Genomic DNA, 25,913 nt, shown 5'->3' on the forward strand with positions numbered 1-25,913 from the left:
CCGCTGGGCTTTCGCTACACTCATTGCCAGTACATATTGCGCCATTCAGGCCACAAGGAGACGATAGTGCCGCAAACGCAAAACGCCCCTCTTGTGCTCGCCTCCAGCTCGCGCTTCCGCCAAGCGCTGCTGGACAGGCTACACCTGCCCTACCAATGCTACTCGCCCGATATTGACGAAACGCCACTTCCAGACGAGTCACCAAAGGCACTCGTTCACCGCCTAGCATTGAGCAAGGCTAATGCCGTCGCGGAACGTTTCCCCAATCACTGCATTATTGGTTCTGATCAGATTGCTCTGTTTGAAGGGGATATTCTCGGCAAACCCCATACTACGGAGCGGGCCTGCGCTCACTTAGCCCGCTTCTCAGGCCAACGAGTCACTTTTTTAACTGGCCTGGCCTTATTAGACACGCGCCACCAGCGCCATCAGGTCCATATCGAACCGTTTGACGTGGTGTTCCGCACGCTGAGCGAGCGGGAGATTGAGCGCTACGTAGCAATAGAGCAGCCACTGGATAGCGCCGGCAGTTTTCGCATGGAAGGCTTAGGCATTGCTCTGTTTGAGCGCTTAGAGGGGCGTGACCCCAATGCGCTGATCGGTCTGCCGCTGATTGCCTTGTGCGACATGCTTCGCCAAGCAGGCATGAACCCGCTTGGCGATGCCTAATGCTACTGCGCCTGAAACTTTATAGGCGCATGACTACTGTGCAAGCCAAGCACTTCCGCTGCGGCCTGGGTAAAACGCCGCGTTAGGCGCTCAAAGGGATCCAGGCGGGGCGTATAGTTCTCCCATGATGCCTCACCCACCTGAGCACGCGCCACCTGTTCAAGGCTTGCCAACTCATCGACCAGCCCCAAGCCAAGCGCCTGCTCACCGCTCCAGATCAGCCCGGAAAAGATCTCCGGGCTATCACTCAAACGATCACCACGCCCAGCCTGTACATCATTGATGAACTGCTCATGAGTTTGAGTGAGCACGCTCTGCCAGAAACGAGCCACCTCCTCATCCAAGGGCTGGAATGGATCTAAAAACGCCTTGTTCTCGCCTGCAGTCATCACCCGCCGCTCGACGCCCAGCTCATCAATAGCTTCTTGAAAGCCAAAACCGGCATAGATCACCCCAATGGAGCCCACCAAGCTGGCGGGAGATGCCACTATCTCATCCGCCGCAGCGGCAATATAGTACGCCCCGCTGGCACCGATATCCTCGATCACGGCAATAATCGGCTTATCTCCCTGCTCACGCAGCCGCATAACCTCCGAGTAAATACGCTGCGACTGCACTGGGCTTCCACCAGGGCTATCAATATGCAGCACCACTGCCGACGCGCTTTGACTCTCCCAAGCCCGGTTTAACCCTTGAATAATACGCTCAGCATTAGCGGGCGAATCGCTGGCGATCACGCCATGCACTTCCACCAATGCAAGATGTTGCTGCGCAGGCACCACGGCTGACGGCTCGGCTAAAAACACGCGATATAACGTAACCGTGAGTGATACCAGCACTAGCGCCAGCAGCATCAGCCGAAAAAACAGCTTCCAACGGCGTGTTCTACGCTGCTCGGTCAAGACGCCACCAATCCAGCGATCCATCATTTCAAGCTGCGCTAGGCGCTGACGCTCTCTGAGTATTTCCGCATCGTCATCCTGCCCACCTGGCAACGGAGACTCTTGTGCCTTGGTGGAGACATCCGGCCCCTGGGTCCAGCGATCATGAACACCACGCTGATCTTCACCTTGAGAAGCCTCTTCACTGTCACCACCGCGCTGCTGCTCATCACTCATCGTCAGCTCCTACTCTTCGTTTAAGGACGCCCTTATGCATGACGCAGCCAGTCAAATAGCGACGGCACGTCTTCAGCGACCCACACCGGCTGGCTAGCGGCTAGCCGAGCGGGAGTATGCACTCCGTAAGTTACGCCCACCCGATCCATACCGATAGCACGCGCCATTTCAAGATCATACTCAGTATCGCCCACCATTACCGCTCGCTCTGCTGGAACCTGAAGCTCAGCCAAAATCTCTAGCAGCATTTGCGGGTGGGGCTTAGAGCGCGTTTCGTCAGCAGTCCGGCTAGTGTGGAACAGCCCCCCGCTACCTGTTTCATTAAAAACCCGATCAAGCCCACGACGGCTCTTACCCGTCGCCACCGCAAGCCGCTGCTGGGGCCGCTCTCTCAGCCTTGCCAACTGCGCTTCAACCCCATCAAAAAAGGGCATAGGCGTAGTGTCACCATGAACAAAGTGATGGGAATAGCGCTGGCGCAAGCGCTCCGCCTGCTCTGGCTCAATGCCTGGGCAGAGTTTGGCAATCGCCTCAGGAAGACCCAGCCCAATAATGTCTTCAATGGCGCTGACTTCAAGCTCACCCCATTCAGCGTCTGCCGCTGCTGCTTGCATACAGGAAACAATCTTCGGCACAGAATCCATGAGTGTGCCGTCCCAATCGAAAATAATTAGCTCATAGCGCATAACAGTTCTCTTTTATTGACGTGCGCGCTTGAGCGTCTCTTCAAGCGCCTCCGGAAGCGGCGCTTTTACCGTCACCGGCCTGCCATTGCCAGGCTCGGGGAATGTTAACGAGCGTGCATGGAGGAAAAGTCGCCCCAACCCCAGCTGCTTGGTTAACAAGCCGCTCTCACGAGTAGCGTACTTATCATCCCCCAGCAGCGCATGGCCAGCATGGGCTGCGTGCACACGAATCTGGTGTGTGCGCCCCGTAACGGGCTCAGCCTCAATTAACGTGACCTTTTCAAAGGTTTCCACTACAGAGAAGTGGGTGCGCGACACTTTACCGTTGGGATCTACCCGCACGCGCCGTTCGCCGTTACCTGCATCAAAACGGTCCAACCGAGCACTTTCATAAGTTTTACGGGCCGGCCAGCGCCCGGCCACCAGCGCCAAGTAGCGCTTATCCATGCCGTGCTTTTTCAACGCCTCATTAAGGGTTACCAGCGCATCGCGAGACTTGGCGAGCAGCAAACAACCTGAGGTATCACGATCCAGGCGGTGCACTAACTCCAGGAACGTTAGGTCGTCCCGCACTTGGCGCAACGCCTCGATGAGACCAATCTTAACGCCACTGCCACCATGGACTGCTAAGCCTGACGGCTTATTCAGCACCATCCAGTCGGGCCCTTCCATAATGACGCTGCCGACAAGCAGGTCGCGCAGATTATCGCTCACCTCTTTCACCGCCTCTTTAGGCGCTAGGCGCAGTGGCGGAACACGTACTAAATCGCCCGCTTGCAGGCGATAATCCACTTTTACCCGTTTCTTATTGACCCGAACCTCACCCTTACGCACGATGCGGTAGATCAATGCACGAGGTGCACCTTTTAGCCGGGTCATTAAAAAATTATCGATTCGCTGACCCGCTTGTTCCGGGGCGATATCCACCCACTGTACTTCACGCCCTTCGGACATTGCCGCGCACTCCTGGTGACATTCTTTAACGTCAGGCTAAAAACGGCATTCTAACGTAGACCCACCGGCATTGCGTCAATTGCTGGTGGTTGTCTTTACTGTTATATTCCAAAGCGCTCATCGGCCAACGTGGCCGGGCCGAACGTGGCCCGCTTATATAATCCTTGTATGGCGAATGATTGCCCACGTTTTGCCTTCGCACCTGCCCGACAAACACGCAGGTCAGAGCGAAAAAGCATGGATCAGTGTACGCACTACCTGCTTATCACGTATTGAAATGTAGTAACTCTGCCGTTAAGTAAATGGGTAACGACAGAGAGCGTCAGGTCATGCCAGCAACGGCAGGCCCGTCACTAAATAAACGTTACGCTTCAGAGTGGCAGCCCCTTTTCGTCACAAGGCACTGCCAATTCTGGGGCGCAAAGATCAACGCTGTGCCGATACCGGCGTTGGTGAATCGATGAATGCCAGGTGTGGGCGGTGTCAGCAGAGCCGGATGGACGTGACAGCCACCGAAACATGTTCTGCCGCCGCCACGTACTCAACGCCCTTTCGGCCGGGTCGGCAAAACTGCCTTCCCGGCTTAATGCGTCAGCATAACCATGCGCCGAGCACAAGCACGCAGCACCCAGCGATTCGCCGACGCTAGCCTTTAAAAGCGCTTCGGCACGCCATGCTACGTGAGACAACATGAAACGGATGCTAATTAACGCGACCCAGCCGGAAGAGCTGCGGGTCGCACTGGTAGATGGACAGCGCCTGTATGATTTAGATATTGAATCTGGCGCTCGGGAACAGAAAAAAGCCAATATTTATCGAGGTAAAATCACCCGTGTAGAACCCTCGCTCGAAGCTGCTTTTGTTGACTTTGGCGCCGAGCGCCACGGCTTCCTTCCGCTGAAAGAAATCTCCCGCGAATATTTTGTCAAAGATGTCTCTGGCCGTCCGAGCATTAAAGAAGTGCTCAAAGAAGGCCAAGAAGTCATTGTTCAGGTCGATAAAGAGGAGCGCGGCAACAAAGGGGCAGCGCTGACCACCTTTATTAGCTTGGCAGGTCGCTTCCTCGTCTTGATGCCCAACAATCCTCGTGCGGGCGGTATTTCGCGCCGTATTGAAGGGGATGATCGCAGCCAGTTAAAAGACGCCATGGGCCAACTTACTGTGCCCGACAAAATGGGCCTCATTGTTCGCACCGCAGGTATTGGCCGTAGCCCAGAAGAGCTTCAGTGGGACTTGGATTATCTCGTTCAGGTATGGGAGTCCATCACCACAGAAGCCGGTAAGCGTTCTGCACCGTTCTTAATCTACCGTGAATCCAACGTCATCATTCGCGCCATGCGCGACTACCTTCGTCAGGATATCGGCGAGGTGCTGATCGACAGCCCCGAGATTCACGCCGAGGCGCTGGCATTTATCCGCCAGGTGATGCCCTCTTACCAGCAGAAAATTAAGCTGTACGCAGATGAGGTCCCCCTCTTCTCTCGCTTCCAGATTGAGTCGCAAATTGAAACCGCTTACCAGCGGGAAGTAAAACTGCCCTCTGGTGGCTCGATTGTAATCGACCACACTGAAGCCCTGGTGTCCATCGACATCAACTCCGCGCGTGCTACGCGGGGCAGTGATATCGAAGAAACAGCGCTGCAAACCAATTCCGAAGCGGCCGACGAAATTGCCCGTCAGCTTCGCTTGCGAGATATTGGCGGCTTGGTCGTGATCGACTTCATCGACATGGGCCCTGCGCGCAACCAGCGTGAAGTCGAAAACCGCATGCGCGATGCTCTGAAGCTAGATCGTGCTCGGGTACAAATTGGGCGCATTTCACGCTTTGGCTTAATGGAAATGTCGCGCCAGCGCCTACGCCCCTCCCTGGGCGAAACAAGCGGCGTAGTGTGCCCACGCTGTAACGGCCAAGGCACCATCCGCGACGTGCGTTCACTATCGCTCTCGATCATGCGCCTGATTGAAGAAGAGGCAATGAAAGAGCGCAGCGCGCAGATTCGCGCCATCTTGCCGGTACCGGTGGCCACTTACCTGCTAAATGAAAAGCGCAGCGTACTGGCAGATATCGAGTCTCGCCAAGGCGTTCGCGTGGTGCTGCTACCCAGCCCAGAAATGGATACTCCGCACTACGATGTTCAACGCCTGCGGGATGACCATTTGGACGAAGACGAGAGCCATACGCTCTCCAGCTTCGAGCTGTCTACCGACACCGATGTTGGCAAAGAACCTGACCCTAGCTTTGCACCGCCTGCACAGCGGGCCGAAGCGGCCGTTAAGAGCGTAGTACACAACGCCCCAGCACCGGCATCGCTACAAACAGAAGAAACGCCTGCTAAAGCGGCTGCAGCCACCCCTGCACCCGCCGCTGCTGCTGAACAGCCCAGCGTGCTTGGCCGCTTTATCCGCGGCTTTGCTAAACTGCTAGGCGGCGATGACGGCAGCCAGCAGCCAGCTCAGGAAGCCCAGGCACCAAGTAAGCAGACTGAACAGCCGAAGAGTAGCCGCCCGCAACGCAGTGAACGCCGCTCCAAACCTGTTCAGGAGCGCAGCGACACCAGGGCCAAAAACGAGCAGCGCAGCAGCACGCCATCCGGTAATGCCACTCCTCGCAATGACGATGCAAGCGATAAGCGCAGCGGCCCCAGCCGCACCCGCAACCGTCGTCGTCATCCGCAGCAGGACGATGCCAAGGCCCAAGAGAGCGCGAAAAACACGCATCAGAAAGAGCCCGTAAACAAGGACGCTCCTAAAGAGGAGGCAGCCAAGCCTGCCGTCCAGCCGGATAACCGTCGTGACAAGCCACGTGATGCCAAGCCCAAAAGCGATGAACGCACGCCTACGGCCCAGGCTGACGACAGCAAGCAAGACGACGGCAAGCCGAAGCGTACGCGTAACAACCCGCGTCATCGTTCGCGCAAGCAGGCGCTAAACCCTCAAGCGGAAGCAGAACAGCTGAAACTGCAGGCAGAAGCGGAGCAGGCACCTCAGCCCCAAGAAGCCCCGGCAGCCACAGCGACATCTGAAGCCGCTAGCGCGCCTGACAACAACACGGAAGCATCGCCAACACCGGCTGACAAGCCAGCAACTGAGCAAGTAAGCAGCGAAAAAGACGATAGCGCTGAGCAGGCTCAAGCGGCAGCGGACGACAGCACAACTGCTGAGCGCCCGGCCAACAGCGCCGACAAAGCACGCAAGTCGACGCGCCAGCGCCGTCAGGCTCAGCCTGAGTCAGTGCAGCACGAAGCCACCAGCACACCAGCGGCTGACAGCAGCGATGCAGCAGCCTTGAGCGCGCCAAACGCTGACGAGACCAAGGCCGCCGATGCTCAAACTGACGACCTCAAAGCGGAACAGCCGCCGGTGGCTCAAGAAACCGCAGCCCAAGACGCCACGGAAGCGCCGCAAACCGCTGCCGAGCACGTCGCAGAGAGCGAGCCGAAAGCGAATGACGCAGCTGCAGAAGCAAGTACAGCAGAAGCTGCTGCTGAAAGCACAGTGCCCACGGAAGAGCCTCAGACTCAGACAGTAGCGAATGAGACTGCTGAGCAGGACAGCGTTAAAGACACTCCGGTTGCCAACGCCGAAGCAGCGGCTTCTACGGATGAAGAAGCTTCAGCCCCAACAGTCAGTGAAGAGCCCTCAACGGCGAAAGCGCCTTCACCGGCGGCGGATCAAGAGCCTTCAACAGAAGCGAGCGAGCAGCCAGCTGCTGAAGCTCACGACGAGACGGCTACCAAGATGGAAGCGGCCCCTGCTCCAGAAGAGCAAGAGAACGTGTCAGCGCAACCCGCCGACAATGCGCCAGCGGCAAATCCCGTTAGCGAGGCCCCGACAGCTGATGAGGAGGCGCCAAAACCGCGTCGTCGCCGTCGTGCCCATAACGACCCGCGCGAACTACGCAAGCAGCAGGCACAGCAAAACTCGCAAGAGTAAGTGCTCGCAACAAACAACCCCGCTTCGGCGGGGTTGTTTATGGGTGATAAAGATAAGCAGACGTTAGATCACCCGCGGTTCTAGCTCTAGCAATACACCAAACCGATCAAACACGGTCTGAGCAATAGTGTCTGCAAAACTCAGCAGTCCTGGGCGATCTCCTCCCCCAAAGTGCACCAGCACTAACGCTTGGCGCTCATGGACGCCAAATGCTCCCAGGCGCTGCCCCTTTAAGCCGCACTGGTCAATCAGCCAGCCTGCTGCCAGCTTAGTTTGGTTATTGGGCTGAGGAAAATACGGCATGTCTGGATACTCCTTCAACAGCCGATGCGTATGCTCATTGCTCACTAGCGGATTCTTGAAGAAACTGCCCGCATTCGCTAGCACAGCTGGGTCAGGCAATTTTTCCTGGCGAATCGCACAGACCGCTTGAGCCACGGACAAAGGGGTCGGTGACTCCGACACGCGAGCCGCCAAATCGCCATAACCCAGCACGGGCCTCGGCGTGGCGGACAGCCGCAGCGCAAGTTGGGTGATCACTACCTTACCCGCTAGTGCTCGCTTGAAAATACTGTCGCGATAGCCAAACTGGCACGCATCAGCGTTCAACCAGTACATCTCGCCAGTGGCCAACTCGGCAACCTGGACTGCTTTCAACACATCGCTGAGCTCGACACCATAAGCACCAATATTTTGTACCGGTGCAGCGCCGCAATCGCCAGGGATCAACGCTAAATTTTCAACCCCCCACAAGCCATGCGTCGCCAATGCCATTACCAAGGCATGCCAGCTCACACCGGCACCCACATAGGCGGTGACGTCATCACCACTGCGCTCCAGCCACCAATGGCGAAGTGCCGGGCGAAGCGCCATACCGTGAAGCGTTGGTGGCAGCAGCACATTACTGCCACCGCCTAGCAGGGTAATTGGCCACTGATGAATACGCGCGCTATACAAGGCAGCCTGCAGGCTAGAGAGCGTTGTCGGTGCAATGTAGCGCGCCGCTTGGCAAGGTAGGCGAAGCGTATTGGCTGTAGTGAGGTCCACCCAGACGGATGCCCCATCCAAGCTATCAGCGCCCACAGGTCAGCTCTGCAATCAGTCCGGTACTGGCTTGCTCAATCATATCCAATACCTGCTCAAAGCCCGCTTCTCCGCCGTAATAAGGATCAGGAACATCGGTATTCGCGAGTCCTGCATACTCCAACAACAGCCCTACCTTAGCCTGGCTGTCGGCCGGTTTTAGCGCCTGCATCGCCGCCAGGTTATCGCTGTCCATGCCCAGCACGTAGTCGAATTCCAGGAAGTCACTCGCTTTTAACTGACGGGCGCGCAGATGGCTAATATCGATACCACGACGCAGCGCAGCTGCCTGGGCACGGGGATCGGGCGCTTTGCCAACATGCCAACTGCCAACACCGCAGGAGTCGATTTCCACGCGTTTGCTCAACCCTGCACGGTCGAGCGCCTGCTGAAAAACGCCCTCCGCGGTTGGTGAGCGGCAAATATTGCCCAGGCAAACAAAGAGAACACGCGTCATGAAATGCCTCCTTTACGCTCGGCAGACAACAGCGACCTTACCCGCGCCAAATCCTCTTCCGTATCGACTCCGGCGGGGTTTATCGCGCTCGCCAGCGCCACTTGAATAGCGTAGCCATGCTGTAGTGCCCGAAGCTGCTCCAACTGCTCCAACTGCTCCAGGCTGGAGGGCGCTAGATCCCGATAGGCGGCTAAGAAACTCGCTCGGTAGGCGTAGATCCCAATATGGCGCAGCCAAGCATCGGTTTCTAGTAGGCTTGGCTGTGCTTTAAAGTGCTCGCGATCCCAGGGAATCGGCGCTCGCGAGAAGTAGAGCGCCCGCCCCTGTAGCGACCGCACGACTTTCACCACGTTAGGATTAAACAGCGTATCAACATCCGCAATCGGCTCGGCTAGGGTGGCAATCGCCGCCTCGGGGTCATCCGCCAGGCGCAGTGCGACCTGATCAATAAGTGCCGGAGGAATCAGCGGCTCATCCCCCTGCACATTCACGACCAGTGTGTCATCACTTAGGCCTAGATGGTCGGAGACCTCGGCGAGCCGGTCAGTGCCCGAGGGGTGGTCATCGCGAGTCATCACTACGTCAGCCCCATAGGGCAGCATGGCATCGCGAATCCGCGTGTCGTCTGTCGCCACCACTACGCGGTTGGCCTGGCTTTGACAGGCTCGCCGCCACACATGGGCCACCATGGGCTCACCGGCGATCTCTAATAGCGGTTTGCCCGGCAAGCGAGAGGAGCCAAAACGAGCGGGGACAACGGCAATAAATTGCGGCGTAACATCAGACATCACGCCTCTCCGGTGCGGCCAGGCGAGGTAGGTAACTTTTCATCAGCATCCATTTGCCGCGCCTCTTCAGGCAGCATGACAGGAATGCCATCCTGTATGGGATAGGCTAAACCGTCGTAGTGGCAGCAAAGCTCCTGGGCGTCACGATCATACTTCAGTTTGCCGTTGCAGAGCGGGCAAACCAGCATTGCCAATAGTTCCTTATCCATCGGTGCATCCCCTTTGTGTCAGTACGGACAGCCTGTTTGCCAGCCAGTCCTCAAATGCTTGTGGAAGCTGCGCCTCCACCTCTAATACCCAGCTATCAGACGGTGCAAACGCCTGACACTTTACGGCGTCTTTCGCCGTCATAATGATTGGTCGTGGCGGCATAAATTGAAACGTGTGTTCATCAAATGGCTGGTGGTCTGCCAGGGGATGCATCTCCCCTTCCACGCCTAACTCCCGTAGCGTATTGAAAAAACGCTGAGGGTTGCCAATACCTGCCAGCCCATGCACCGGCAGCGCAAATGGCAGCGGCTGCAACGGATAGTGCTGCCCAGTAGGCAGCTGGCGCCAGCGCTGAGGTACCAGCTGCATAGCCACACTAGATATTTCCAGCGGGCGTTGTAGCGCTCCGTTGACAATCACAGCGTCCACACTTGCAAGTCGCCCGGGCGCCTCTCTTAAAGGCCCAGCGGGCAGGCAGCGCTGATTGCCTAGCCCACGAGCACCATCGATAACCACCAGTTCAATATCGCGCCCTAAGGCCAAGTGCTGCAAGCCGTCATCGCTAATCAGTACATCGCAGCCCTGTTGCACCAACCTTTCAGCACCCCGCGCTCGCTGCGGGTCCGCCACCACCGGTACTCCGGTTTGCTGTGCCAGCATCAGTGGTTCATCACCGCTATGCGCTGGGTCTGTAGAAGGCGTTACTAACAGAGGATAGTGCGGCGCTTTACCGCCATAGCCGCGGGTGACGATACCGGGTGAAAATCCCTGCTGTACCAGCCAACGGCTAAGCCAGGCCACAAGCGGTGACTTACCCGTACCGCCTAACGTAATATTGCCCACCACGATCACCGGCACCGGTGCTTGCCAAACTGGTTTATTTCCCTCGCGGTAACACTGTGCTCGCCGCCCCATAAGATAACGGTATAAATTACCCAACGGATAGAGCGGTACTAGCCAGTTACTGCCGCCATAGGCAGCCTTTATCCAGCGCTGAGCAAGACTCATTCACTCTCCTGAAACTGAAGCTGGTGCAGCGCGGCGTAGGCCCCACCTTTTTCAAGCAGCGCCTGATGGGTACCCTGCTCAATAATCCGCCCTTGATCCATCACTAGAATGCGGTCGGCACGCTCAATGGTGGAGAGTCGGTGAGCTATGACCAGGGTGGTGCGCCCTTCACACACGTGCTCCAACGCTTTTTGGATATAGCGCTCTGACTCGGTATCCAGTGCGGAGGTCGCTTCATCCAGAATCAGAATGGGCGCATCTTTAAAAATGGCCCGGGCGATGGCGAGCCGCTGGCGCTGCCCACCCGAGAGCATCACCCCATTCTCGCCGACGACCGTGGCGTAACTTTCTGGCAGCTTTTCAATAAACTCGCTGGCGTAGGCTGCCTCGGCAGCCGCCTTAATGGCGGCCGGGTCTGGGTCAGCCACGCCGTAAGCAATATTGTCAGCAATGGAGGCGTTAAACAGGGTGACCTGCTGGGACACCAGGGCAATATTCTGGCGCAGCGGCCCTAAGGCGTACTCATCGGCATTCACGCCATCAATCAAAATCTGCCCTTCACTGGGGCGATAGAAACGCGGCAGCAGGCTGACGAGCGTTGATTTACCGCTGCCCGAGCGGCCCACAATAGCCACCAGCTCGCCGGGAGCAACGTTAAGATTCACGTTGTGCAGTACGCTGGGCTGGTCGTCACCATAGCGGAAGCTGACGTTCTCAATCACCACATTGCCCGTTAGCTTGCTGGGAATGAGAGAGCCTTCATCCTGTTCAGGGGTGAGGTCTAACAGGCCAAACAGCTCAGAGGCCGCTGCGATGCCCTTCTGAATCTCGCTGTTAATCTCGGTGAGCTGGCGCACCGGCTTAATCATCAGGGCAGCGGCGGTGATAAAGGCGACAAACTCCCCCGGCGTCATGTTTTCCATCAGCGAGGGCGCCATGGCCAGCCACACTAGCAGCGCCATAGAGATCGCCACCAGCATGAGCACGACAGGCGAACTAACCGCTCGGGTCATGGCCTCTTTCATACTCTGGCGACGGTTCTCTTCACTCACGCGCTCAAAACGCTGTTTCTCGTACGCTTCTGCGCCGTGGGTACGTACCACGCGATAGCCCGAAAGCGCCTCAGAAGCCACATGAGTCACATCGCCCATGGAGTGTTGAATACGCTTGGAGATACGCCGAAAGCGCTTGCTCACATAGCTCACCACACCGGCAATAATCGGAGTAACACCCAAAAACAGCAGCGTTAGCATCCAGTTGGTCCAGAATAGATAGCCTACCAGCCCCACGACAAACAACCCCTCACGCAGGATGATCGTCACCGCATTGGTCGCTGCACCCGCTACCTGCTCAACGTGGTAAGTGACCCTTGATACCAAGTGGCCGCTGGAGTGCTGATCGAAAAAACGACCCGGCAGGTGAAGCAAGTGGGCAAACACATCGCAGCGCAGCGTATGAATCACATAGCGCCCCACGTAGGCCATAAAGTAGGTGCTCAGAAAAGTGCCCAGCCCGCGAGAGGCAAACATGAGCACTACAAACAGCGGCAGGAAAAACCGAAAATCGGCGTCTGGGTTTTGAATCCCATCAATCAGCCGCTTCATCATTTCCGCCAGCGCGGTACTTGAAGCTGCGTAAATCACAAAACCCACCACCGCCAGCGCAAACGCACGCCAGTGTGGCTTAACGTAACCCAATAACCGTTTATATAGCATCCAACCTGAATCAGTCACACGCGCTCCCAGCAGTAGTGTGCAGTGTGGGCGATTCTACCTGATGGTGGCGCGCTTCAACACCGCTTATGGCCACCTGCCAAGGCCCGCAGCGGCTGAAAGGTGACTGGCTGCTGCGGTATCAGCGTAAATTTAAGCGCGCCGTCCTGGGCGGTGCTCCATAGGCAGCTATGCTGCTGCCGAAAGCGCCGCACAACGTCGTCGGCAGGGTGGCGGAACGCATTGTCTCGCCCAGCGCTGAAAACCACGTGATGTGGCTGCGTCTCGCGCACAAACTGAACACCCGAGCTGGTGCCGCTGCCGTGGTGGCCCGCCACCAATACACTCACGTTGCCATTCAGCTGCGGTAGAAGCTGTCGCTCCACTTGGCGCCCTACGTCACCGGTGATCAGCAGGCTATGCTCACCCGCATACACTGCTAACACACAAGAGCGATCATTAGAGGATAGAGTGTTCTCACCGCTCGGTGGCCAGAGTATTCGATACGTAATACCGTCACGCTGCCAGCGTTGCCCCTGCTCGCAGCGCTGGCTTGGGATAGATAGCGACTCCCCTGCTGGCGCCCACCACTGCGCTACTTGGTGATCCGCTAGTAGCGCATCTACGCCTCCGGCGTGGTCAGTATCCGCGTGACTGACCATTACTTGGTCAAAATCTTGACCTGGGGGCCATAGGCTTTGCAGGGGCATAAAGCCACTGCGAAAACGTGGCCCCGTATCATAGAGCAGCCGAAAATTGGCACTGCGCAGCTCTATTAACTGCCCTTGGCCCACATCGTAAACCGTCACGTGAAGCTGCCCCGGCGGAATCGCCTGCTCTCTCGGCCACCAGGGAATTGTCACCAAGAGTACCGCCGCACCCACGCGTAACCAACGCGGCACGGCGGGCAAGCCCCAGCACAGCGACAGCAGCACCAAGCTCCCCGCCAATGGATAGGCCAAATGCGCGGGAGGCTGCCAGAGCGGTGCGGCTTCCACAGCGACAACCAACAGCTGATGAAATACCGCTAAGGCTTGCTCAAACACCCACCAGGGCACTAGACCAACAAACGGAAGGGGTGACAGCAGCCAGCCGAGTAGCGCGGTAGGCACCATGACCGAGCTGACCCATGGCACCGCCACTAAGTTGATCAAAGGGGCCGTAGGGGCTACACGCCCAAAGGCAAACAACACCGCTGCGGCCATTAAAGGGGCCAATAACAGTTGAGAACGCAGCAGTGCCCAGCACCAGCCTTTTACACCGCGCGGCCTGGACCGACCCTGCCAGATAATAATCAGCCACCCTACCGCCATAAACGAGAGCCACAACCCAGGCCGCCAAAGTGCTAGCGGGTCAACTATCAGCACCAGTGCCAGTGCAAGCCACCAAGCTTGCCAGGGCCCCGGTGCATGGCGGCCACTTAGAACCCACAACCCCAGCAACGTCATAATCATCGCGCGCATTGCCGGTGGCGCCAACCCGGCCAACACGGCGTAGCCAACGGCGGCCGCGCCAGCAAGCCACCAGGGCCAAGTGCGCAGCCGCCAGTTGGTAGGCGAAACGACACGCGCAGCATAACGCCCTAGCAGCAGCACGAATGACGCCACCAGCCCCACATGCAGGCCCGAGATCACCACGAGGTGCGTGGTACCCGTAGCGTTTAACAGCGCCCAGTCATCTTGGTTAAGCTGTTCGCTATCGCCAAGCGTCAATGCGGCCAGCCAGCGTTGGGTACGTGCCTCTAAAGGCAGCTGTGCTAGAAAGTCGGATGCCAATTGGCGCAGCCGAGGAGAAGCGTGCGTAAGCCGCTGCGGCGCAGGATCGGGGCGAATATATCCAGTAGCGTGGATGCCTTCACGCCATAACCACTGCTCATAATCAAAAGTATTGGGGTTGATAAAGCCATAGGGCGGCCGTAAGCGCAGCGTCATTTGCCAGCGCTCGCCAACCACATACTCATGCTCATGGTCGTAAGCGCTCACCCGAACGCTGTTTAATTGATCACAACGGGGAAGATGGGCAGGGGCTGTGCAGCGCTCGATACTCAATCGCAACCGCTGAACCCCTGACTGCTGCTGTACAGCGGTCACTTTGGCATGCACCGCTATATCCTGCCCGCTCAGCCCAACGGGCAGCCGACGCACCCACTCCTGCTGAATACTAAAGGCAACGGACCCGCCTAAGAGAAACCATACTAGGGCCCGTGGCCGCCATACGCCAACGCTTAGCCCCGCCATCATGAGGACCAGTGGCAGCAGCCATGTACCGCCCTGCCCACCGGCCCACCAAGCCAACAGGCTACCGCCAAGCGCTGCTAATGCCGCAGGCATTGCAATGCCCTGCCCCATCCGCCCCTCCCTGGTGCTCAACCATTACTGCGCACGCCGTAGCCGAAGCCCTACGCTATATGGATAATAGAAACGATCTAAAGTAAGAGTACCTGACATGCCGCGCCGTTTCCTGCAGCGCTACATGCCAAAACCCGATACGCTAAGGCGCCAGCGTTCGTTGCGCTTTATGGCACCGCTGATTGCGGATCCGGGCTTATGGCTACTAACTCGACGCAGCGTTGCGAACGCGTTTAGCGTCGGGCTGTTTTGCGCGATGCTACCCATCCCCTTTCAGATGGTGGTGGCGGCTCTGGGTGCGCGGCTAAGTCGTTGCAATTTGGCACTTTCGGTAGGGCTTGTGTGGGTCACCAACCCACTTACCATGCCGCTGATTTTTTATGTGAATTATCGAATAGGCACTTTTTTGCTTGGGGCGCCCGCGCGGGAGGCCCCTTCCCGCATCTCAACCCGCTGGATAGCTGAGCAGATGCACGACATCTTGCCACCGCTGCTACTGGGCTCTCTGATTACTGCGATTGTGCTTGCGGTCGTCGCTAACATTGGCATTCGCCTTATCTGGCGCTGGCACGTCTCCCATAACTGGAAGCGCCGCCGCCTTAAAAGACGGCGGCGCAGGGCTCGCATCGAATCAGAGTTTGACGACTAAACTAGCGCATCGCTATGCCTGAGCGACCAAGCGCCCCCCATCCAGCTTCATGACACGGTCTTGATGGGCAGCCAAGCCCACATCGTGAGTCACAATCACAAATGCACAGGCGCTCTCTTTGGCCAGCTCATCCATCAGCGCCAGAATAGACGCTGCGGTAGTTTGATCCAGGTTTCCGGTCGGCTCATCCATTAATACGAGGCTGGGGTCGGTCACTAGCGCCCGGGCAATCGCCACTCGCTGGCGCTCACCGCCCGATAGCTCACCCGGCTTATGGTCGGCACGCGCTTTCATCCCCACCCGCTCTAGGATCTGCATAGCGCGCTGTTCAGCCACTTTTTTAGACTGGCCGCGAATAATCAGCGGCAGCGCAGCATTCTCCACCGCCGTAAATTCCGCCAGCAAATGGTGGAACTGATAAACAAAACCAATATATTGATTGCGGAAGCGGCCCAGCGCGGCTTCATTCAGGCCCGAAAGTGCCTCACCGCCAATCACGACGCTGCCATTGCTCGGGCGGTCTAGGCCGCCCAACAGGTTTAACAGCGTGGTCTTGCCTGAACCCGAACTTCCTACAATCGCAACGCGTTCACCGGCACGGACGGTCAGTTCAAGCTGATCCAGTACGGTGAGATCCTGAGGGCCTTCGCTGTAAATGCGGGTGAGCCCACGGCACTCCAGCATGACGGCGTTAGAGGGTGTTGACGTCATCGGGGCATCCTTATTCATAGCGCAGTACATCAGCAGGCTGAACGCGAGCAGCTCGCCAGGCGGGATAGAGCGTGGAGAGGAACGTCAGGCCAAACGCGGCCAGCACGATGTCACGCACATCGCTCCATTCCAGACGCGACGGCAGGTCGCTGATGAAGTAAACCCCCGCATCCAGGAATTGAATACCAAACGCCGTTTCAAACCAGCCAATCAAATCGGAAATGGTGAGCGCCAGCAGAATGCCCACGGTAACCCCTACCGCAATGCCGATCAGGCCAATCGCTAGTCCCTGCACAATGAAAATACCCATAATGGAGCCCGGCGTGGCACCAATGGTGCGTAAAATGGCAATGTCCGCACGCTTATCCGTCACCACCATCACTAGCGTCGACACAATATTGAACGCGGCAACCGCAATAATCACGGTCAACAGCAGCGCGATCATGCGTTTTTCCATCTGAATAGCTTGGAAGAGATTGCCATGGGAGAACGTCCAGTCGGAACCGCTGTAGCCTGGGCCCAACTCGTTCACAATGGCCTGAGTTTCGCTACCGGCGATAAACAGGTCGTCTAGCTCTAGGCGCAAACCACCAACCGCATCGCCCATACGTGCCAGCGTTTGCATATCTTCAATATTGGCGTAGGCCAAATTGGCGTCTAGATCGGCACCTACGCTGAAAATACCGCTGACGGTAAACCGCTTCAGTCGGGGGAAAACGCCTGCCGGAGTAATCGATGCCTCGGGCACCAGCAGCGTCACGCGGTCACCCACGCCAACGCCTAGCCTGCGGGCGAGCATCGAACCCAGCACAACATTCCACCCACCGGGCACAAGGTCGGCCAACTCACCCTGGCGCATGTGCTCGCCAATAATAGAGACCTGGTCTTCCCAATCCGGATGAATGCCGTTGACCATCGCGCCTTGGTTGCGGCCGCCAGCGGAGAACATACCCTGCTGCTCAACGTAAGGGGCCACACCAATCACTCGATCGCGCTGTACTAATTGCTCTGCCAACGCCTCCCACTCTACCAGTCCTTCCTGGGACTCAATTTTGGTGTGGGGCACCATGCCTAAAATGCGCGTGCGCAGCTCGTGATCAAATCCGTTCATAACCGACAGTACAAGAATCAGTACCGCCACCCCTAGCATCAGCCCCAGCATCGACGTTAAGGAGATAAACGAAATAAAGTGGTTCCGGCGTTTAGCGCGCACATAGCGCAGCCCCACCAGAAAAGGCAAACGATCAAGCATGGCTACATTCCTTAATAATGGGCGTCCATGGTACGGTTTTTTTAACATGGCTGCATGTGCAAACGCAGCCTTAGAGTCGCCCTCTCCAAGGCCGTTCCCTTTATAACGGTATCGCTTGCAAGTTGAGGAGCAACCCCCTAAATTGCGCCCGACCCTCTTGCCCGCCGGGCAAGCTTATTCTGACTAGTGAGAGCACCTTTTACGTTGGCTACCAAGACTCACCGCTTATTGCCCGAATGGCACCCTCAAGATGGCCTACAGCTCACCTGGCCCCGTCCAGACGGAGACTGGGCTTATATGCTGTCGCGTATCGAAGCAACGCTTGAGCGCATTGTGCTTGCCACGGCGCGCTATCAGCGCGTGATCATCAGCGTGCCAGACGAGGCGACCCATCAGCGCCTGACCGCCACGTTCGATGCCTACGGCATCCCCAAACATCAGCTGCTGCTGATTGTCGCACCCACCGACGATACCTGGGCGCGAGATCATGGGCCGATCACGGTATTGGACGAAGATAACCAGCCGCTGCTGCTGGATTACACCTTTACCGGCTGGGGCGGTAAATTCCCTGCTGAGCGGGACAATCAGCTAACCCAGTGGCTAGCCGATGCGGGCTTATGGGCCTGCCCAGTCTCTTCTCGGGAGATGGTGTTAGAAGGTGGGGCTATCGAGACTGACGGCGAAGGCACGCTGCTCACCACGGAAGCGTGCCTGCTCAACCCAAACCGCAATCCGTCGCTCTCTCGAGAAGACGTTGAAGCGCTTTTGGCAGATGACTTTGGCGTAGACCGCGTGCTGTGGCTAGCCAATGGGCATTTAGAAGGCGATGACACGGACAGCCATGTGGATACGCTGGCACGTTTTTGTAACCCCTCGACCATTGCCTATGTACGTTGTGACGACCCCACTGACCCGCACTACACGGCCCTGCAGGCAATGGAGCAGGAGTTAAAAGCCTTCCGTCAGCGTAACGGAGAGCCCTACCAGCTTATTCCGCTACCCTGGCCCCAGGCCTGTTTTGACCCGGAAGATGGGCATCGCCTACCGGCCACCTATGCGAACTTTTTGATTATCAACGATGCGGTGCTGGTGCCTACCTATGGCGACCCAGCGGATGTCACCGCACTGCAGGCGCTGGCCGTCGCTTTTCCAGAACATACGCTGATCCCCATTGAGTGCGTCAGCGTGATTCGTCAGCACGGCAGCCTGCACTGTTTAACCATGCAGCTACCCAAAGGTACGCTTGTGCCTGCGACCACTCACTCTTAAGGAGGGCAGCATGTCCCAGACACTTAACGTGGCGGTGATTCAACAAGCCGCATGGCCCGATAAAGCGCTCAGCCTGGCCGAAAGCGAGGCGGGCATTCGCAGAGCAGCCAGCCAAGGGGCACAGCTCGTACTATTACAAGAGCTGCACGCCACCCACTACTTCTGTCAATATGAAGACCCGGCACTGTTTGATCTCGCCGAACCGCTGGATGGCCCGACGGGACAGCGATTGGCGGCACTGGCAAAAGAGCTGGATATCGTGCTGGTGGGCTCGCTGTTTGAAAAGCGCGCGGCGGGGCTCTACCACAACACCGCCGTGGTGTACGACCGCGCCAAAGGGCGGGTTGGCCAGTACCGCAAGATGCATATTCCAGATGACCCAGGGTTCTATGAGAAGTTTTACTTCACCCCTGGCGACGCCGACGACGCACGCAAAGAGGGCTTTACGCCGATTGACACCTCAGTGGGTCGGTTAGGCATTCTTGTGTGCTGGGACCAGTGGTACCCGGAAGCCGCCCGCTTAATGGCGCTGGCGGGTGCTGAGCTACTGCTCTACCCCACCGCTATTGGCTGGGATCCTAATGACGACGACGCGGAAAAAACCCGCCAGAAAGATGCCTGGACGCTGATTCAGCGCGCCCACGGCGTCGCGAATGGCCTGCCCGTCTTGGTGGCAAACCGCGTAGGCTTTGAGGCCGACCACTCCGGCGTGGGTGATGGTATCGCGTTTTGGGGCGGTAGCTTTATTTGCGGCCCACAAGGTGAGCTACTAGCCCATGCCGGTGAAGAGACTGAGCAGTTGGTCGTGAGCCTGGATATGGCGCGTAGCGAAAACACCCGCCGTATTTGGCCCTACCTGCGCGATCGCCGTGTCGACGCTTATGGCGACCTAACCCGCCGCTACCGCGATTAAGCTTATTCGAGCATCTGAAAATCAAAAACGCCTGCTCTGTTACCAGAGCAGGCGTTTTGCTATCAGCGCTTTTCTATAAGTACCAAGCCGACATCGCTTATATCCAGAAATTTATTTCCAGAAGTCGCGAATCGACGCAATACCCTGAGCACCCACCGCGCGAGCGTGGTTGGCGTCAAAGCGGGTCATACCGCCCAGCGCGAATACCGGCATACCGGCACGTTCCACCAGCTGTTGGAAGTCGTGCCAGCCCATCGGAGCCACTTCCGGGTGTGATGGCGTGGTGCGCAGCGGAGAAAGCGTGACAAAATCACAGCCCAGCACTGCCGCTTGGGAGAGCTGCTTTTGATCATGCGTGGAGGCGGACAGCCACTTGTTTTCCGCAATCGGGCGTCGGTCCAGCTGCATTAAGCGCGCACTGGTCAGATGAATACCATCCGCATCGACCCGATCCAGCAGCGTTGGCTCACCGTTGAGCAGCAACTTCGCACCGTATTCACGGCAAAGCTTGAGCGCTCGCTCAGCACGGGCAACATAGGCCGCGTCATCTAAGCTTTTGGCACGCAGTTGCACAAGGCGAATACTGTCTTCGCGCAGAGCGCGCTCCAGCAGCGACGCGAAGCGCTCATCGTCAGGCTCTTCACCGGTAATCAAGTACTCGGTGGGTAGCATCACCGCACGCAGAATGGGCAGGTTCGCCGCTGGGAACGGGTAGTTCACCAACTCATTCATCGGCACCCAGCGCACCGCCTGGCCTTCACGACCAAACGGTTCGCCAGCAAACTCATGCACCTGCCACACATCGAGCAGAATGTGCTTATCAGGATACTCATGGTGAACGCGAATGAGCGGTTGGGCACGAACAATCTCAACGCCTAACTCTTCATGCAACTCACGTTTAAGGCCTTCCAGCCCAGTTTCATAAGGGGCTAGCTTGCCACCGGGAAACTCCCAAAGACCGCCGTGATCGACGTTGGAAGGCCGGCGCGCGATCAGCACGTGCTTTTGATCGGCGCTGATCATCGCAGCTGCCGCGACATGAACCCGTCGTTTTACCATTACACTCATTACGTCTTATCCACTTTGTGCGCGCCGCCTTTATATTGCACGGCGCTATCTCGCTGCGTTAGCACGTTGCCGCAGCCTTAGCTGCGGTAATCCGCGTTGATGGACACATAGTCATGGGAGAGATCCGAGGTCCACACGGTAGCGGCCTCGTCACCACGCCCCAAATTAATGCGAATTGTGATCTCTTCCTCGGCCATGACGGCACTGCCAGCCGCTTCGGTATAGCTACCGGCGCGGCCACCGTTCTCCACTAGGCGCACATCGCCTAAGTCAATCACGACCCGGCTAACATCAAACGCCTCAACCGGCGCTCGACCCACCGCCGCCAAAATACGCCCCCAGTTGGCATCCGAGGCGTAGAGCGCGGTTTTTACTAGAGGCGAGTGAGCTACGGTAAACGCCACATCCAGCGCCTCTTGGCGAGTGCTGGCCTCATTCACCTGTAGTGTGACGAATTTGGTCGCCCCTTCGCCATCGCGAATAATCGCCTGGGCGAGTTCGGTCATCACCCGCTGCAGAGCGTTACGGAAAACAGCAATGTGCTCGTCGCTTTCGATACGCGCGCCCGTGCCGGTCGCCGCTAACATGCAGGCGTCGTTGGTAGAGGTATCGCTATCCACAGTGATGCAGTTGAACGAGCGATCCACCGTTTCTCGCAGTAGCGTGGCGAGCAAGGGCTGCTCAATCGCCGCATCGGTGACCACAAACCCCAACATGGTGGCCATGTTGGGTTTAATCATGCCCGAGCCTTTGGTAATCCCGTTGATGGTGACCTGATGGTCGCCAATATCAACGGTCACCGTGGCTCCCTTTGCGCGGGTGTCGGTGGTTAGAATACCTTCACCTGCCTGCTGCCATGCTTGGCTTGAGTCGGCCAGCGTATCAAACGCACCCGGCAAGCCTGCCAGCAGGCGCTCCATGGGCAGCGGCTCACCTATCACCCCCGTTGAGAACGGCAGCACCTGAGCCTGCTCAACACCTGCCTGCTCAGCGACAGCAGCACAGCTGGCATAAGCATCTTGCAAGCCAGCCTCACCCGTCCCCGCATTGGCATTACCGGTATTAATTAACCAATAACGAGGCGCAAGGCCGCTACTGGCGCACTGCTCAAGATGCTGCTTGGCAACCACTACCGGAGCAGCACAGAACGCATTGCGGGTGAAAACACCCGCCACAGTGGCAGTCTCAGGTAGCTCAATCAGCACCATATCACGGCGACCCGGCTTCTTAATGCCCGCCATTGCAGTGCCCAGGCGCACCCCGCTGAGGGGTGGCAATTCCGGAAAGGGAAGGTTTCCCACCGCCATGTTTCTCTCCTCTACGTTCGCTTACGCCATACGTGATTAGCTTAATTTGCCGCAGCACTGCTTATATTTTTTACCCGAGCCACACACACAGGGGTCGTTGCGGCCAACTTTCGGGTTTTCCCGGCGCAGCGGACGGCCATCAACCCCGGGCGCTGTCTCGCTAGTACCGGCATCAGGCGCATCGTGGCGGCTGGCGGCTGTCGCTTTTTCACGAGCAAGCTCTTCACGGCGTTTCTGCTCTAGGGCATCCACTTCTTCTGGCTGACGCACCTGAACGTGGCTGAGAATACGCGTGACATCGGCTTTGATATTGGTCAGCAGATGTTGGAACAGCTCGAAGGATTCGCGCTTGTACTCCTGCTTGGGGTTCTTCTGTGCATAACCACGCAGGTGGATACCGCGACGCAAGTGGTCCATGGACTGCAGGTGCTCTTTCCAGCGGGTATCCAGCACTTGGAGCATCACCTGCTTCTCGAAGCGGCGAATCAATGCCGCACCTGCGGACTCGATTTTAGCCTCATAGGCCTCGCGGTGCATGGTTTGCAGACGTTCACGCAGCTTCTCTTCGCTAAAGCGCTCGTCTTCCTCGGCCCACTGCGTCACTGGCGCGTCGAGATTGAACTCGGTTTTCAAGTGGGCTTCCAAGCCGGGCAGGTCCCACTGCTCAGCCAGGCTCTGGGGCGGCACGTACTCGCTAATCGCGTCTTCCATCACCTCTTCACGAATACCCACCACCGCGGCGGAGACATCGTCAGACGCTAGAATTTCGTTACGCTGCTCGTAAATCACGCGGCGCTGGTCGTTGGCTACGTCGTCGTACTCAAGCAGCTGCTTGCGAATATCGAAGTTACGCCCTTCCACTTTCTTTTGAGCGCGCTCTACCGCATTAGAAACCATTTTGTGTTCAATGGCTTCACCACGCTCAAGGCCCAGCGCCTGCATTAAGCGCTTCACTCGGTCGGAGCCAAATAAGCGCATCAGGCTATCTTCCAAAGAGAGGAAGAAGCGTGTGGAACCCGGATCGCCCTGGCGGCCTGCACGGCCACGAAGCTGGTTATCGATGCGGCGGGATTCGTGGCGCTCAGAGCCCACCACGTGCAAGCCACCAGCTTCCAGCACCGCGTCGTGGCGCTTTTGCCATTCGGCTTTTAGCGCATCAATTTGTGCTTGGCTAGGGTTTTGCAGCTTCGCGGCTTCGGCTTCCCAGTTACCGCCCAACATAATGTCAGTACCGCGACCCGCCATGTTGGTAGCGATGGTAATCGCACCGGGCCGGCCAGCTTGAGCAATAATTTCTGCCTCACTTTGGTGCTGCTTGGCGTTTAGGACGTTGAATTTAAGCCCTGCCTCACGCATTAGGCGCGCCAGATACTCAGACGTTTCGATAGAGGCGGTACCCACCAGCACTGGGCGGCCCGCTTCGGTCTCTGTTTTCACGTCTTTGATGATGGCTTCGTACTTCTCTTCCGCGCTCAGGTACACAAGGTCGTTGAGATCTTTACGCGCCAGCGGGCGGTTGGTGGGAATGACGATCACATCAAGACCGTAAATCTGACGGAATTCGAAGGCTTCGGTATCCGCCGTGCCCGTCATGCCCGATAGCTTTTCATACAGGCGGAAGTAGTTCTGGAAGGTAGTAGACGCCAGCGTTTGGCTTTCACGCTGAACCGTAACGCCCTCTTTAGCTTCCACGGCCTGGTGCAGACCTTCAGACCAACGGCGCCCCGGCATGGTACGGCCAGTGTGCTCGTCGACAATCACCACCTGCCCTTCGGCAACGATGTAATCAACATCCGGATGATAGAGATGGAGAGCGCGCAGCGCCGAGTGCATATGCTGTAGCAGGTTGAGGTTTTGCGCTGCGTAGAGCGATTCGCCCTCACCCAGCAGCCCTTCGGCCCGCATGAGCTCTTCGACTTTATTGTGACCCTGTTCGGTCAGCTCCACCTGCTTCTGCTTTTCGTCGAGCACGAAATCGCCGCTCACCGGTGCTTCGTCATCTTCGGAGACTTCACCCTGCTCGAGCTGTTGGGCGAGGCGGTTCACGATGCCGTAGAGGTCGGTGTTCTCGTCTACCGCGCCAGAGATAATCAACGGCGTACGTGCTTCATCAATTAGGATGGAGTCGACTTCGTCCACAATCGCGTAGTGCAGGCCGCGTTGGACTTTATCTTCCAGCGAGAACGCCATGTTGTCGCGAAGATAGTCAAAGCCAAACTCGTTGTTGGTGCCGTAGGTAATGTCGCACTGATAAGCATAGCGCTTCTCTTCGCCGGTCTGCCCTGCAAAGATAACGCCTACCGTTAGCCCTAAGAATTCATAAAGCGGGCGCATCCATTCCGCATCACGGCGGGCGAGGTAGTCATTCACCGTTACCACGTGAACGCCTTTACGGGTCAATGCGTTCAAGTAGACTGACAGCGTGGCGACTAGGGTTTTACCTTCACCGGTTTTCATTTCCGCGATACGGCCACGGTGCAGGGTCATACCACCGATCATCTGCACATCAAAGTGGCGCATGCCCATTACTCGCTTACTGGACTCACGAACGACAGCAAAGGCTTCTGGAAGCAGGCTATCCAGCGTCGCCCCATCGTCTAACCGCTGACGCAGCTCAGTGGTTTTCGCTTGAAGTTCCGCATCGCTTAGGCCCGCCAGGGTCTCTTCTAACGCATTAACGCTCTGCACGCTTTTATACATGCGCTTTACTTCACGGTCGTTTTTAGAGCCGACCACTTTACGTAGCAAGTTATTAATCATGAAATTTCCAGATCATCGTGAGCGCCCCATCCAGGTGCGCCCTTATATAAGGCAAATAGGCGTAATGTTAACCAATGCGTTGTTCGGCGGGCGGGCCACGAGGGGTCACTACATCGCTGGCAGCAACAAGTCGAAGCGTGATCAGCGGTAGTAATAGAGGACGGCTGCAAACGCTGGGCAATCGGCGCGTTTGGCGACTAGCCCAGCGACGAAGCGCACGGCGCTTCTTGGCAATCCAGTGCGATTGAGCCCGTAGCATCGCAGGCATCCAAAAGCAGATGCAGACATTGCGGCCACTGCTTCTCAATGCATCTGAAGGGTGTAAACTAGCGGGCAATAAGCAGCTCACCAACAGGCCAGCCAGCCACCAACGCGCTAAGCCATAGCGTCGTTGACGCCTTGGCGAAGCAGATACTATCTCTGACGTTGATGACATGCTGTGGACTGGCTCCCGAGCGTGTTAGGCTCTTTTCATTGGCGGTCAATCACAGGCGCTGTTTGTATTCGCCAGTACGACGTCACTAGCAACACCCTAGGAATTAAGTTGATGAGTATAAAGGTTAAGCGTTCTCGCGCACAGCCCATTGCCCAACTGCTGACCAAGTCTGGCGGCGTTGGACAGCTAATGCGCCAATCACGCTTAATTGATCAAGCGCAACGCCACCTTCGCGCCCATTTGCCTGAAGAGATGCGCGAGCACATTTTCGTCGGCGGCTTCAGCAACGGACGCCTTACGCTGATCAGCGGACAAGCCAGCTGGTTAACGTGGCTACGCTACGAGCAGTCGCAGCTACTGTCACTGCTTCACCAATTACCGGGCTTTGAAGGCGTGACAGGGTTTACGCTCAAAGTTCGTCCAGTGCGCCCGATCGAGTCACCTAAGCGTTACACGCGCACACTGTCAGATGATGCTGGCAAGACCCTGGCCGAATGCGCCAAAGACACCGACAACCCCGCGTTAAAAAACGCCCTGGAGCGGCTTGCTTCTCACGCGCGCTCTACAGAACCAAAACCTTAG

Annotated in this window: 21 protein-coding genes; 6 read left to right on the forward strand and 15 right to left on the reverse strand. The window is 57.4% G+C overall.

Annotated elements, in window-relative coordinates; translation table 11 throughout:
* Nucleotides 1-66: 66 nt before the first annotated feature.
* Nucleotides 67-669, forward strand: coding sequence for a Maf family protein (locus tag BMY49_RS04215; RefSeq protein ID WP_074210477.1), 603 nt, complete (start codon nt 67-69; stop codon nt 667-669).
* Nucleotides 670-671: 2 nt separating this feature from the next.
* Here BMY49_RS04215 and sppA read toward each other — a convergent pair whose 3' ends face one another.
* From sppA to BMY49_RS04230, 3 genes are read right to left on the reverse strand one after another with little or no spacing between them, the layout of a single operon-like run.
* Nucleotides 672-1,787 (reverse strand): signal peptide peptidase SppA, encoded by a 1,116-nt coding sequence (gene sppA, locus BMY49_RS04220; RefSeq protein WP_089674961.1) that lies wholly within the window; start codon nt 1,785-1,787, stop codon nt 672-674.
* 32 nt (nt 1,788-1,819) lie between these two features.
* The gene (locus BMY49_RS04225) at nt 1,820-2,473 is read right to left on the reverse strand and encodes an HAD family hydrolase (protein ID WP_054641056.1); all 654 of its coding nucleotides are present in this window, start codon (nt 2,471-2,473) and stop codon (nt 1,820-1,822) included.
* Between the two features lie 12 nt (nt 2,474-2,485).
* Nucleotides 2,486-3,427, reverse strand: coding sequence for an RluA family pseudouridine synthase (locus BMY49_RS04230; RefSeq protein ID WP_054645061.1), 942 nt, complete (start codon nt 3,425-3,427; stop codon nt 2,486-2,488).
* Between the two features lie 690 nt (nt 3,428-4,117).
* Here BMY49_RS04230 and rne point away from each other — a divergent pair.
* The gene (rne, locus tag BMY49_RS04235) at nt 4,118-7,360 is read left to right on the forward strand and encodes a ribonuclease E (protein WP_089674962.1); all 3,243 of its coding nucleotides are present in this window, start codon (nt 4,118-4,120) and stop codon (nt 7,358-7,360) included.
* 63 nt (nt 7,361-7,423) lie between these two features.
* Here the strand turns inward: rne and murB are convergent, their stop codons facing one another.
* Genes murB through BMY49_RS04270 form a run of 7 tightly spaced genes read right to left on the reverse strand, consistent with a single transcriptional unit; the run spans nt 7,424 to nt 14,966 of the window.
* Complete coding sequence (murB, locus tag BMY49_RS04240) at nt 7,424-8,443, reverse strand: UDP-N-acetylmuramate dehydrogenase (RefSeq protein ID WP_244154911.1); 1,020 nt, start codon at nt 8,441-8,443, stop codon at nt 7,424-7,426.
* Complete coding sequence (locus tag BMY49_RS04245; RefSeq protein WP_044629209.1) at nt 8,433-8,900, reverse strand: low molecular weight protein-tyrosine-phosphatase; 468 nt, start codon at nt 8,898-8,900, stop codon at nt 8,433-8,435. The genes murB and BMY49_RS04245 overlap by 11 nt, the downstream gene beginning before the upstream one ends.
* Nucleotides 8,897-9,688, reverse strand: coding sequence for a 3-deoxy-manno-octulosonate cytidylyltransferase (gene kdsB, locus BMY49_RS04250; protein ID WP_089674963.1), 792 nt, complete (start codon nt 9,686-9,688; stop codon nt 8,897-8,899). The genes BMY49_RS04245 and kdsB overlap by 4 nt, the downstream gene beginning before the upstream one ends.
* Nucleotides 9,688-9,897, reverse strand: coding sequence for a Trm112 family protein (locus tag BMY49_RS04255; RefSeq protein ID WP_044629207.1), 210 nt, complete (start codon nt 9,895-9,897; stop codon nt 9,688-9,690). Before BMY49_RS04255 ends, kdsB begins: the two co-directional genes overlap by 1 nt.
* Nucleotides 9,890-10,906, reverse strand: a complete 1,017-nt coding sequence (lpxK, locus tag BMY49_RS04260; RefSeq protein WP_074210476.1) for a tetraacyldisaccharide 4'-kinase — start codon at nt 10,904-10,906, stop codon at nt 9,890-9,892. The genes BMY49_RS04255 and lpxK overlap by 8 nt, the downstream gene beginning before the upstream one ends.
* Complete coding sequence (gene msbA / locus BMY49_RS04265) at nt 10,903-12,639, reverse strand: lipid A export permease/ATP-binding protein MsbA (protein ID WP_089674964.1); 1,737 nt, start codon at nt 12,637-12,639, stop codon at nt 10,903-10,905. The genes lpxK and msbA overlap by 4 nt, the downstream gene beginning before the upstream one ends.
* Before the next feature lie 56 nt (nt 12,640-12,695).
* Nucleotides 12,696-14,966: a DNA internalization-related competence protein ComEC/Rec2 gene (locus tag BMY49_RS04270; RefSeq protein WP_089674967.1), complete on the reverse strand. Its 2,271-nt coding sequence runs from the start codon at nt 14,964-14,966 to the stop codon at nt 12,696-12,698.
* Between the two features lie 97 nt (nt 14,967-15,063).
* Between BMY49_RS04270 and BMY49_RS04275 the strand changes: the two genes are divergently transcribed.
* Entirely contained in the window at nt 15,064-15,615 is a 552-nt protein-coding gene (locus tag BMY49_RS04275) for a DUF2062 domain-containing protein (RefSeq protein WP_058577888.1), read from the forward strand.
* 12 nt (nt 15,616-15,627) lie between these two features.
* Here BMY49_RS04275 and BMY49_RS04280 read toward each other — a convergent pair whose 3' ends face one another.
* Entirely contained in the window at nt 15,628-16,326 is a 699-nt protein-coding gene (locus BMY49_RS04280; RefSeq protein ID WP_044629202.1) for an ABC transporter ATP-binding protein, read from the reverse strand.
* Between the two features lie 10 nt (nt 16,327-16,336).
* Nucleotides 16,337-17,578 (reverse strand): lipoprotein-releasing ABC transporter permease subunit, encoded by a 1,242-nt coding sequence (locus BMY49_RS04285; RefSeq protein ID WP_089674969.1) that lies wholly within the window; start codon nt 17,576-17,578, stop codon nt 16,337-16,339.
* 204 nt (nt 17,579-17,782) lie between these two features.
* Between BMY49_RS04285 and BMY49_RS04290 the strand changes: the two genes are divergently transcribed.
* Both BMY49_RS04290 and BMY49_RS04295 read left to right on the forward strand, forming a co-directional pair.
* Nucleotides 17,783-18,847 carry an agmatine deiminase family protein gene (locus BMY49_RS04290; RefSeq protein WP_089674971.1) on the forward strand — a complete coding sequence of 355 codons (1,065 nt, stop codon included), beginning with the start codon at nt 17,783-17,785 and terminating at the stop codon, nt 18,845-18,847.
* A 10-nt stretch (nt 18,848-18,857) separates the two neighbouring features.
* Nucleotides 18,858-19,760, forward strand: a complete 903-nt coding sequence (locus BMY49_RS04295; protein WP_044629199.1) for a carbon-nitrogen hydrolase — start codon at nt 18,858-18,860, stop codon at nt 19,758-19,760.
* 111 nt (nt 19,761-19,871) lie between these two features.
* Here the strand turns inward: BMY49_RS04295 and BMY49_RS04300 are convergent, their stop codons facing one another.
* The 3 genes from BMY49_RS04300 to secA all read right to left on the reverse strand — a co-directional run bounded on the left by BMY49_RS04300 (nt 19,872) and on the right by secA (nt 24,895).
* Complete coding sequence (locus BMY49_RS04300) at nt 19,872-20,828, reverse strand: Nudix family hydrolase (protein ID WP_174524459.1); 957 nt, start codon at nt 20,826-20,828, stop codon at nt 19,872-19,874.
* A gap of 77 nt (nt 20,829-20,905) precedes the next feature.
* Nucleotides 20,906-22,135 carry a bifunctional glutamate N-acetyltransferase/amino-acid acetyltransferase ArgJ gene (argJ, locus tag BMY49_RS04305; RefSeq protein ID WP_089674972.1) on the reverse strand — a complete coding sequence of 410 codons (1,230 nt, stop codon included), beginning with the start codon at nt 22,133-22,135 and terminating at the stop codon, nt 20,906-20,908.
* 36 nt (nt 22,136-22,171) lie between these two features.
* A complete protein-coding gene (gene secA / locus BMY49_RS04310; protein WP_058577885.1) occupies nt 22,172-24,895 on the reverse strand; it encodes a preprotein translocase subunit SecA in 2,724 nt (907 codons plus the stop codon).
* A 547-nt stretch (nt 24,896-25,442) separates the two neighbouring features.
* On the opposite strand from secA, the gene BMY49_RS04320 reads away from it, so the two are divergent.
* The gene (locus BMY49_RS04320; RefSeq protein WP_058577884.1) at nt 25,443-25,913 is read left to right on the forward strand and encodes a DUF721 domain-containing protein; all 471 of its coding nucleotides are present in this window, start codon (nt 25,443-25,445) and stop codon (nt 25,911-25,913) included.

Source organism: Vreelandella aquamarina (genome assembly GCF_900110265.1).
GTDB classification, from domain to species: domain Bacteria; phylum Pseudomonadota; class Gammaproteobacteria; order Pseudomonadales; family Halomonadaceae; genus Vreelandella; species Vreelandella aquamarina.

Coding starts and splice junctions, on each gene's coding strand:
- BMY49_RS04230 (WP_054645061.1), bottom strand. CDS start 3,427: ATGTCCGAAGGGCGTGAAGTACAGTGGGTGGATATCGCCCCGGAACAA.
- BMY49_RS04300 (WP_174524459.1), bottom strand. CDS start 20,828: ATGAGTGTAATGGTAAAACGACGGGTTCATGTCGCGGCAGCTGCGATG.
- BMY49_RS04225 (WP_054641056.1), bottom strand. CDS start 2,473: ATGCGCTATGAGCTAATTATTTTCGATTGGGACGGCACACTCATGGAT.
- argJ (WP_089674972.1), bottom strand. CDS start 22,135: ATGGCGGTGGGAAACCTTCCCTTTCCGGAATTGCCACCCCTCAGCGGG.
- rne (WP_089674962.1), top strand. CDS start 4,118: ATGAAACGGATGCTAATTAACGCGACCCAGCCGGAAGAGCTGCGGGTC.
- kdsB (WP_089674963.1), bottom strand. CDS start 9,688: ATGTCTGATGTTACGCCGCAATTTATTGCCGTTGTCCCCGCTCGTTTT.
- sppA (WP_089674961.1), bottom strand. CDS start 1,787: ATGAGTGATGAGCAGCAGCGCGGTGGTGACAGTGAAGAGGCTTCTCAA.
- lpxK (WP_074210476.1), bottom strand. CDS start 10,906: ATGAGTCTTGCTCAGCGCTGGATAAAGGCTGCCTATGGCGGCAGTAAC.
- BMY49_RS04295 (WP_044629199.1), top strand. CDS start 18,858: ATGTCCCAGACACTTAACGTGGCGGTGATTCAACAAGCCGCATGGCCC.
- BMY49_RS04270 (WP_089674967.1), bottom strand. CDS start 14,966: ATGGGGCAGGGCATTGCAATGCCTGCGGCATTAGCAGCGCTTGGCGGT.
- BMY49_RS04255 (WP_044629207.1), bottom strand. CDS start 9,897: ATGGATAAGGAACTATTGGCAATGCTGGTTTGCCCGCTCTGCAACGGC.
- secA (WP_058577885.1), bottom strand. CDS start 24,895: ATGATTAATAACTTGCTACGTAAAGTGGTCGGCTCTAAAAACGACCGT.
- BMY49_RS04245 (WP_044629209.1), bottom strand. CDS start 8,900: ATGACGCGTGTTCTCTTTGTTTGCCTGGGCAATATTTGCCGCTCACCA.
- BMY49_RS04275 (WP_058577888.1), top strand. CDS start 15,064: ATGCCGCGCCGTTTCCTGCAGCGCTACATGCCAAAACCCGATACGCTA.
- BMY49_RS04285 (WP_089674969.1), bottom strand. CDS start 17,578: ATGCTTGATCGTTTGCCTTTTCTGGTGGGGCTGCGCTATGTGCGCGCT.
- BMY49_RS04280 (WP_044629202.1), bottom strand. CDS start 16,326: ATGACGTCAACACCCTCTAACGCCGTCATGCTGGAGTGCCGTGGGCTC.
- BMY49_RS04320 (WP_058577884.1), top strand. CDS start 25,443: ATGAGTATAAAGGTTAAGCGTTCTCGCGCACAGCCCATTGCCCAACTG.